The following is an 8,627-nucleotide window of genomic DNA, read 5'->3' on the forward strand; positions in this document are numbered from 1 at the left end:
GCATGTCCACCCGTCAACAACTCAAGGCCCTTGCCGCCGCTCGCCGCGGCGTGATCGTTCCCGGCGCGTTCAACGCGATGTCTGCGAAGGTCATCGCCGACGCGGGCTTCGAGGCGATTTACATCACCGGCGCCGGCGTCACCAACATGTGGTTCGGCATGCCGGACCAGGGCTTCATGGGCCTGGCCGAGATCGCCGACCACACGGCGCGCATCCGCGATGCGGTCGAGCTGCCGCTGATCGTCGACGCCGACACCGGCTTCGGCAACGCGTTGAACGTCTATCACACGGTGCGCACGCTGGAGCGTGCTGGTGCCGACTGCATCCAGCTCGAAGACCAGGTGGCGCCGAAGCGCTGCGGCCACTTCGCCGGCAAGGACGTGATCGCGCTCGACGAAGCGGTGGGCAAGATCAAGGCCGCGGTCGACGCGCGGCGCGACCCGAACCTGCTGATCATGGCGCGCACCGATGCCGCGGCGACGCAGGGCTTCGACGCGGCGGTCGAGCGCGCGCAGCGCTTCGCCGAGGCCGGTGCCGACATCCTGTTCGTCGAGGCGGTGACGACGGCCGACGAGGTGCGTGCGCTGCCGCGGCGGCTGGCGGCGCCGCAGCTGGTCAACATGGTGATCGGCGGCAAGACCCCGATCGTCGGCGCCGACGAGTTGAAGGACTTGGGCTACGGCTTCGTGCTGTATGCCAACGCCGCGCTGCAAGGCGCCGTGGCCGGCATGCAGCGCGTGCTGGGCGCGCTGCAGCAGGCCGGCCGCGTCGACGAAGACCCGACGCTCGTCGTGCCGTTCGCGGAGCGGCAGCGGCTGGTGGACAAGCCGCGGTGGGATGAGCTGGAGGGGCGCTACGCGCGCTAGGGGCCGCCGCACGGGGTGCGGCCACGCGTGGGCGCAAGCACGGATTCATGACGGCGTTGTGACCATTCCACCTATCGATGAAAAGAGGCGAGGGACTGCCCTCGGTCACGATGGGTCCTCATCGCCCCCGATTCCCCACCGTCCGACCGGCTTGGTCATGACTCCGTCAGTTTTTGTCCGACCTCCAGCCCTCCCATTCGTCATCTGACGAGATTGGTCAGCGGCCGATCGAATTAGCGTGAAGCTGGTAACGGTTCCAGGCGGTTCGAAACGGGCACGTAACCTGCGCTGCAATGCAGGTGTGGTGGCAGGCGTGCCGCCACCGGATCACGCACCCCCTGAAAAGCCGATCGGACCTATGAGGATTGCCGCACTGTGGACCCTGCGCGCGGAGAGCCTTCGCGCGACGACTGCCTTTGCTTCCCGCGCCATCGACGTCGAGCAGTTCAGTGAACCCGAGTCCTTGCTGGAGGCCTGGAAGGAGACGGATTTCGACGCGATTCTCGTGCAAGGGGACACCGCGCTGAGCCGCGACTGGCTCGATGTGCTGCGCACCCGCGGCGCATCGCGCGCGCCGATCGTCGCGGTCGGGGCCGGCGACACCTACTCGATCGCGCAGGCGCTGATGCGCGGCGCCGATGACTACGCCACCGAAGCCGAGGGCGCGACCGGCCTGGTCCAGCGCGTGCTGGCCCGCGTGCGCGCCGGCGCGTCGCCCTCGCAGGGGCCGACGCTTCGGGTCGGCCTCTATTCGCTCGACACGGCGCAGGCCCTGCTCGCGTCGCCCAACCACCGCGTGCGCCTGACGGCCCGCGAGTGCAGCCTCGCGCAGGTCCTGTTCGAACACCCTGGCCGGCTCGCGACGGTGGAGATGTTGTCGGCCGCGCTGTTCGGCAACACCGAGGTCGCCAACAAGCGGTCCATCGAGCAGCACCTCTACAAGCTGCGGCAGAAATGCGTGCTCGTCTCGAAGCAGCAAGGCACGCCCTTGCACATCGAGTCGGTCTACGCGTCGGGCTACCGGCTGCGCGCCTGATCCGCGCGCGCGGGCCATCGGAAAGCGGTGCAGCAGGCCCTCGCTGCGGCCGATGCCAATCCGCTGCGCAAGGTCTCCAAAGTGCTCCGATCCACAGGGCGTCGCGCGACCCGTGACGGGATGTGTCGTCGCATCCGGTCCGTCGCGGCGCAGGAGTGTCGATCTCGAAACGAAGCGAAAACCTGCTGGGCGCACGCACCGATTCTGGGGACCATCCGCGCTTTCGAGGAGATCCCCCATGACAAAGCAAGCATCGATGCCCGCCGACCTCCTGCACCGCAGGCGCCTGCTGACGGTGGCGCTGTCGTCGGTCGCTGCCGCGAGCCTCGCAGCCTGCGGCGGCAGCAGCGACAGCAGCCCGCCTGCACCAGCGGCCGCGACACCGCCTGCGCCCGCACCCGCGCCTGCGCCGGCTCCTGCTCCTGCGCCCGCACCGGCTCCGGCACCGGCACCCGCACCGGCTCCGGCTCCGGCCGCGCCGACGGCCTGCACCGAGACGATCGCCGGCAACCATGGCCACGTGCTGAACGTCCCGGCGGCCGACCTCGATTCGACGGTCGACAAGGTCTACGACATTCAGGGCTCGTCCGGGCACACGCACACGGTGTTGCTGACGGTCGCGAATCTGCGTCAGCTGAAGGACGGGGTTGCCGTCACGGTCGAGTCGTCGATCGGGTCATCGCACAGCCACACGGTGACCACGCGCTGCGCGTAGTCATTCGAGGCCTCGGGGCGGGTTGTTGATCGGAGGCTGCGACCGGTGTCGCAGAATGTCGGCTTTTCTCCATTTCCCGATCAGGAACCCTGCCCATGACCGAGGTCCACGCCACGCCCGCCCCCGTTCCTGCCGACCGGCCCGCCTTGCCCGACCGCTTGTCGGTCGACCCGCGCAGCCCGTTCCATGTCGCCGCGATCTTCGAGCACGAGATCGGCATCCGCTTCAACGGCAAGGAGCGCGGCGACGTCGAGGAATACTGCATCAGCGAAGGCTGGATCAAGGTGCCCGCCGGCCGCTCGGTCGACCGCAAGGGCCAGCCGCTGATGCTCAAGCTGAAGGGGCAGGTCGAGTCGTTCTACCGCTGATCAGCTCGACGGGTCCTTGGTGCGGGTGCGCGACACCGCCATCATGACGCCGATGCCCAGCACGATCAGGCAGGTGATGCCGACGTAGACCGGTGCGAGCCCGGCCGTCACCAAGCCCCAGGCGACGCCGCCGACGAGCAGCACGAGGCCGACGAGATAGAGCGCGAACGACATGGTGTTGCTCCTTGCGGGCAACCGCTGCCCGTGTCGAGCGACTCTAGTCACCCGCGCGCCTGCTGCCGATCAGCGGACCACGCCGTTGCGCGTAGTCCCCTTCCTACCGGATCAGACGGGTCGCTTCGGAATCCCCAGCCCGCGCTGCACCGCCGGCCGCGCCTTGAAGGCCGCCAGCACCCGCGTCACGTTCGGGAAGTCGGTCATGCCGACCAGCTCGCCCGCTTCGTAGAAGCCGAACAGGTTGTTGATCCACGGAAAGATCGCGATGTCGGCGATCGAGTACGCGTCGCCCAGGATCCAGTCGCGGCCCTTCAGCCGCTCGTCGACCACCTTCAGCAGCCGCTTCGATTCGGCCACGTAGCGGTCGCGCGGGCGCTTGTCTTCGTACTCGCGGCCGGCGAACTTGTGGAAGAAACCAAGCTGGCCGAACATCGGGCCGATGCCGCCCATCTGGAACATCACCCACTGCAGCGTCTCGAAGCGGCCGGCGGTGTCGGTGGGCATCAGCTGGCCGGTCTTGCTCGCCAGGTAGACGAGGATCGCGCCCGATTCGAACAGCGCGAGCGGCTTGCCGTCGGGGCCGTTCGGGTCGAGGATCGCCGGGATCTTGTTGTTCGGGTTCAGCGACAGGAACTCGGGCGACAACTGGTCGTTGGTGTCGAAGCGCACCAAGTGCGGTTCGTACGGCAGCCCGGTCTCCTCCAGCATGATCGACACCTTCACGCCGTTTGGCGTCGGCAGCGAATAGAGCTGCAGCAGCTCGGGGTGCTGCGCGGGCCACTTGGTGGTGATCGGGAAGGCAGACAGGTCGGACATGGCGGGGTGCGGTGAGGGCGTAGTGGGATGCAGCCGGCGATTCTGCCCCTGTCCGACTTTCCGTGCGCCGGTGGGTGAACTATGGTGGTCACAGTGCTGTCACCCGCCCCGCCGAACATCGGCGGCTCATCAGTCCCGATGAACTTCAGACAAGCCATGCCCAACACCGCAGTTCGACCCACCCGTGCCCGCCTCCTCGCCCTGACGCTGCTCGCCGGCGCCGCGCTGTCCGCCTGTGGCGGCAGCGACGACGACCCCGCACCGGCTCCGGCGCCGGCAGCCAAGCCGTTCGCGACGCTCGACGGCAAGGCGCCGCTGGTGATCGGCCACCGCGGCCTGCCGGGCCTGCACCCCGAGGAAACGCAGGCCGCCTACGAGGCCGCGGCCGACGTCGGTGCCGATTCGCTCGAGGAAGACCTGCACCTCAGCAAGGACTGCGTGCTGGTCGCGCGCCACAACCCCTGGCTGAGCGACAACACCAACGTGGCCACGGTGCCCGAAGTCGCCGCGCGCAAGCGCACGGTGCCGGGCCGGCTGGTCAACGTGGCGTACACCGTGTCGCCGCCGACCAACGCGAACGAGCCGAAGCAGTACCTGAGCGACCTGACCGACCCGGCCGACCCGAAGTCGGTGCTGAAGTCGCTGATCGTCGACGGCGAGGACCACACCAACGACTGGTCGATCACCGACTTCACGGCCGCCGAGCTGAAGCAGTGGATCAAGGGCACGACGTATGACGCGCGCGCCGATCGCCCGACCGCCGAGAACGGCACGCAGCCGGTGCTGACGATGCAGGAGGTGCTGGCCATCGCGAAGGCGAAGAGCACGTCGACCGGCCGCACGCTGACGGTGTACCCGGAGGTCAAGAACCCGTACTGGAACAACCAGCAGGCGATCGCCAACGGCTGCGACACCGCGAAGACTGGCCACCCGTTCGAGGATGCGGTGCTGAAGTTCGTCGTCGACAACAACCTCAACACGCTGGCCTCGCCGATCTTCGTGCAGAGCTTCGACCCGGCCAGCCTGAAGTACCTGCGCAGCATCGGCCTGAAGGCGCGCGTGGTGCAGCTGATCGACGGCAACGACACGCACCTCGACACCGGTGTCGTCACCTACTCGACCTCCGACGTCTACACCTTCGTCGACGGCCGCCCGTACAGCTGGACGATCAACGGCGACGGCCGCTACTTCGACGCGATGCTGACGCCGGCCGGCCTGGCCGAGATCAAGACGTATGCCGACGGTATCGGTCCGTGGAAGCCGCAGGTGATGGCCTGGAAGCAGGTGCCCTATGCCGGCGGCACGAAGATGGCCGACATCAACAGCGTGACGCCGACCTCGCTGATCGCCGATGCGCACAAGGCCGGCCTCGTCGTGCACAGCTACACCTTCCGCAATGAAAAGCAGTACCTGCCGGGCCTCTACAACGGCGATCCGGTCGCGGAGTACCTGCCGTATTTCCGTGCCGGCATCGACGGCGTGTTCACCGACTTCGCCAATACCGGCGTTGCGGCGCGTGCGGCGTACCTGAAGGAACTGGGGCGCTGATCGTTCAGTTGCGCAGCGGTCGGGGCTGCAAGGCCTTCAGCCGCTTGCGCAGCAGCGCCTCGGGAACGCATTGCATGCCCAGGGCGCTCATGCAGCGTTCCAGCCACCGCTCGCGCGTGAGCGCGGCGGTCAGTGATTTCGCCAGCGCTTCCTGCACGCTGTCGCCGTAGGCGGTTGCCGCCTTCGCCAGCGCACGGTTCAACAGCGCACGCGGCGCGACCATCATCGCGAGGTCGATCAGGTCGCGGCTGTGCGTGTTCGTGTCGGCCCAGCGGTCTGCATTGGCGAGCAGCTTGCCCGCCGCCATGTCCAGCGGCGTGAGCGTTGAAATGCCCGCGATGCGGTCCGACGGGCCGGGGGGGGCGAACTGGATGCGGCCCTCGAGCACGATCTCGAACTTGATGGCCACGCCGTCGACGCGCAGCTGGGTGCGCAGGCCGTACTGGTCGGCGCGCAGCGGGCGCACCGGGTCGAGCAGATGGCCCGGTGCCGCCAGTGCGCCGATGCCGTCGGCGCCACCGGTCAGCTGGCGCAGCGCGCGATAGCCGTCGATGCCCGAGACGAGGAAGTCGACGTCGATCGATTCGCGGTACTCGCCGTAGCGCAGCGCCATGGCCGTGCCGCCGCCGAAATAGCAGCCCTTGTCGTGCAGCAGCGGCGCGTTGAGCGAGCGCAGCAGTTGCTCGATGCGGCGGTGGTGCTCGCGTTCAAACAAGCAGGCGCCCTCCGCCGAGCGTGTGCGTCAAGCGCTCGATCAGCTCGCGCTCGTCCGGCCCGAGCGCACTCTGGTCGACGTGGCGCCAGTTGCGCTCGTACAGGTCGAGTGCTTCCTGCGGCGTGAGCCGGTCGATGTCGTGCAGCTGCCAGGCCAGCGCGGCCAGTTGCGGGAAGTCGGACAGGCGCAGGGTCTCGGGCAGTACGCTCGCAGGCTTGTCGACGCTGTGCGGATCGACCATGTCGAGCCGCAGCCCCAGCGCCGTCACGGCATTCATCCACGCGCCGATCGACACCGACGCCTCGCCTTGTTCGATGCGGTGCAGCGTGACGCGCGACATGCCAGCGGCCTCGGCGGCGGTCGTGGCACTGATGCGCAATTGCTTGCGCTGCGCGCGGATGCGCTGGCCGAGTTCGCCCAGGGCAGTGCTGCTGGCATCCCGGAGCGGCGGTGAGGTGGCTGGCATGATGTTTCTCATTCTAGTCATTAATCGATCAATGTCCAGAATGAGAAACACTTTTAGTCAACATCGAGCGTCACGCTCGCGTCACCATCCGACATCACCATCGGCAGCTTCGCAACCGACGAGCTGTCCCCCATGACGCATTCCCTGCGCCGCACCCTGATTCCTTCCGCCTTCGCGACCCTCGCCATCCTCGCCGCCGTCACGGCCTGCGGCGGTGGCGACAGCGGCGGTAGCCCCGCCCCGGCACCGGCGCCGGCAGCCTTCTCGCCGTCGGTCGCTCTGATGACCGACGTGCACTTCGAAGACGTGTACGGCGATTTCAAGAGCAGCAGCTTCAGCGGCATCCCGACCACCAGCGGCAAGAACGCGACCATCCGCACGATGTACGCGCAGCTCACGTCGACGCGCCTGTTCAACGAGAACTACTTCGCCTTCCGCGCCGCGCTCGACGATGCCTTCGCGAAGGGCATCAAGTACGTCGCGCTGCCGGGCGACTACACCGACGACGCGCAGCCGGTGAACGTCGACGGCATCGCCGCGATCCTGCAGGAGTACCGTGCCAAGGGCATGCGCTTCTTCATCGCGCCGGGCAACCACGATCCGAACGAGCCGTTCGACGACAACGAAGCCGGCAAGAACGACTTCCTGACGCAGGCCGGCAGGGAGCAGAAGGTGTTCGCCACCGGCAACGCCGCCTGCAAGGCCGCCGACCCGACCGTGGTCTGCACCGACCAGCTGAAGGAGCTGGGCTACGAGAACATCATCGCCCGCCTCGGCGACTTCGGCTTCATGCCGACCTCGACCGACGTGCTGTGGGAGACGCCGTTCAGCCAGTACACCAGCTACAACTACACCGATGCGAAGACGCAGTCGGCGCTGTCGAACCGCCAGTTCGAGATCTGCCTGGAAGGCGAAGGCGGTGCCTACAAGGCGGCCGGCGAAGCGGCACTCGGCAAGGCCTATACGAGGTGCGGCAGCCTGGTCGACGCGAGCTACCTGGTCGAGCCGACCAAGGGCCTGTGGCTGCTGTCGATCGACGCCAACGTCTACATCCCGAACGCGAACTTCGACCCCGCCAACCCGAAGGTCTTCAAGGGCTATGACGGTGCCGGCAACGCGGGCTGGAACAAGGTGCTGACGCACAAGAAGCACCTGGTCGAGTGGATCAAGAACGTGAGCGCGCGCGCCAAGGCCGAGGGCAAGCAGCTGATCGCGTTCTCGCACTACCCGACGATGGACTTCTACGCGAACCAGACCGACGCGATGAAGGCAGTGTTCAAGTCGGGCGCGTTCCAGACTTCGCGCGTGCCCGAGGTGGCAACCACCCAGGCGCTCGCCGCCACCGGGCTGCAGCTGCACGTCGGCGGCCACATGCACTTCAACGGCAGCAACGAGTACACCGACAGCACCGGCCGCTACCTGGCCAACGTGCAGTCGCCGTCGCTCGCGGTGTATGGTGCGGCGTACAAGATCGTCACGTACAAGAGCGCCGACGTGGCCGATGTGCAGACGGTCGCGCTGAACGACGTGCCGCGCTTCAAGGAGCTGTTCCCGCACTACCAGGCGGAGTACGACTACCTGCAGGCGAGCACCGTGCCGGCCGACATCGCCAAGCGCTGGAACCACGGCGTGCTCGACACCAAGAGCTACGGCGAGTTCACCCGCTACTACTTCGGCGAGCTGTCGCGCCTGCGCTTCATGGACGAGTACTGGCCCTGCGAGATGAAGGAAGCCGCCACCGGCCTGACGCTGCAGCAGATGCTGGTGCTGTCGCAGCTGAACACGGCCGTCACGCTGGCGCAGCTGAAGGATGCGCCGGGCATCGTGCCGCTGAGCGCCACCTGCGCCGCCGCCGGCACGCCGCCGGCCAGCCCGGTCGCCGCACCGGCCACGCAACTGGCGGCCGACTGGGCCACCGCC

General features: G+C 67.8%; 10 protein-coding genes. 6 read left to right on the forward strand and 4 right to left on the reverse strand.

Annotation, left to right across the window (positions count from 1 at the left end):
* Window positions 1–2 precede the first annotated feature (2 nt).
* The 4 genes from ACXJLU_RS23210 to ACXJLU_RS23225 all read left to right on the forward strand — a co-directional run bounded on the left by ACXJLU_RS23210 (window position 3) and on the right by ACXJLU_RS23225 (window position 2,985).
* Window positions 3–866 (forward strand): isocitrate lyase/PEP mutase family protein, encoded by an 864-nt coding sequence (locus ACXJLU_RS23210; RefSeq protein ID WP_457335041.1) that lies wholly within the window; start codon window positions 3–5, stop codon window positions 864–866.
* 238 nt (window positions 867–1,104) lie between these two features.
* Complete coding sequence (locus ACXJLU_RS23215) at window positions 1,105–1,902, forward strand: response regulator transcription factor (protein WP_143171828.1); 798 nt, start codon at window positions 1,105–1,107, stop codon at window positions 1,900–1,902.
* A 238-nt stretch (window positions 1,903–2,140) separates the two neighbouring features.
* The gene (locus ACXJLU_RS23220) at window positions 2,141–2,617 is read left to right on the forward strand and encodes a hypothetical protein (RefSeq protein ID WP_457335043.1); all 477 of its coding nucleotides are present in this window, start codon (window positions 2,141–2,143) and stop codon (window positions 2,615–2,617) included.
* Window positions 2,618–2,712: 95 nt separating this feature from the next.
* Window positions 2,713–2,985, forward strand: a complete 273-nt coding sequence (locus ACXJLU_RS23225) for a DUF3297 family protein (protein ID WP_073468718.1) — start codon at window positions 2,713–2,715, stop codon at window positions 2,983–2,985.
* Here the strand turns inward: ACXJLU_RS23225 and ACXJLU_RS23230 are convergent, their stop codons facing one another.
* Window positions 2,986–3,159, reverse strand: a complete 174-nt coding sequence (locus ACXJLU_RS23230) for a hypothetical protein (RefSeq protein ID WP_200799055.1) — start codon at window positions 3,157–3,159, stop codon at window positions 2,986–2,988.
* Between the two features lie 111 nt (window positions 3,160–3,270).
* Entirely contained in the window at window positions 3,271–3,978 is a 708-nt protein-coding gene (locus ACXJLU_RS23235; protein WP_457335046.1) for a glutathione binding-like protein, read from the reverse strand.
* A 156-nt stretch (window positions 3,979–4,134) separates the two neighbouring features.
* On the opposite strand from ACXJLU_RS23235, the gene ACXJLU_RS23240 reads away from it, so the two are divergent.
* On the forward strand, window positions 4,135–5,526 hold the full coding sequence (locus ACXJLU_RS23240; RefSeq protein ID WP_457335048.1) for a glycerophosphodiester phosphodiesterase family protein: 1,392 nt from the start codon (window positions 4,135–4,137) through the stop codon (window positions 5,524–5,526).
* 4 nt (window positions 5,527–5,530) lie between these two features.
* Here ACXJLU_RS23240 and ACXJLU_RS23245 read toward each other — a convergent pair whose 3' ends face one another.
* Both ACXJLU_RS23245 and ACXJLU_RS23250 read right to left on the reverse strand, forming a co-directional pair.
* The gene (locus ACXJLU_RS23245) at window positions 5,531–6,241 is read right to left on the reverse strand and encodes a nucleotidyl transferase AbiEii/AbiGii toxin family protein (protein WP_457335050.1); all 711 of its coding nucleotides are present in this window, start codon (window positions 6,239–6,241) and stop codon (window positions 5,531–5,533) included.
* On the reverse strand, window positions 6,234–6,707 hold the full coding sequence (locus ACXJLU_RS23250) for a helix-turn-helix domain-containing protein (RefSeq protein ID WP_457335052.1): 474 nt from the start codon (window positions 6,705–6,707) through the stop codon (window positions 6,234–6,236). The genes ACXJLU_RS23245 and ACXJLU_RS23250 overlap by 8 nt, the downstream gene beginning before the upstream one ends.
* A 132-nt stretch (window positions 6,708–6,839) precedes the next feature.
* Between ACXJLU_RS23250 and ACXJLU_RS23255 the strand changes: the two genes are divergently transcribed.
* Window positions 6,840–8,627 (forward strand): metallophosphoesterase (locus tag ACXJLU_RS23255; RefSeq protein WP_457335054.1); only part of this gene is annotated, 1,788 nt, incomplete at its 3' end.

It is taken from the genome of Rhizobacter sp. P5_C2, assembly GCF_054049715.1.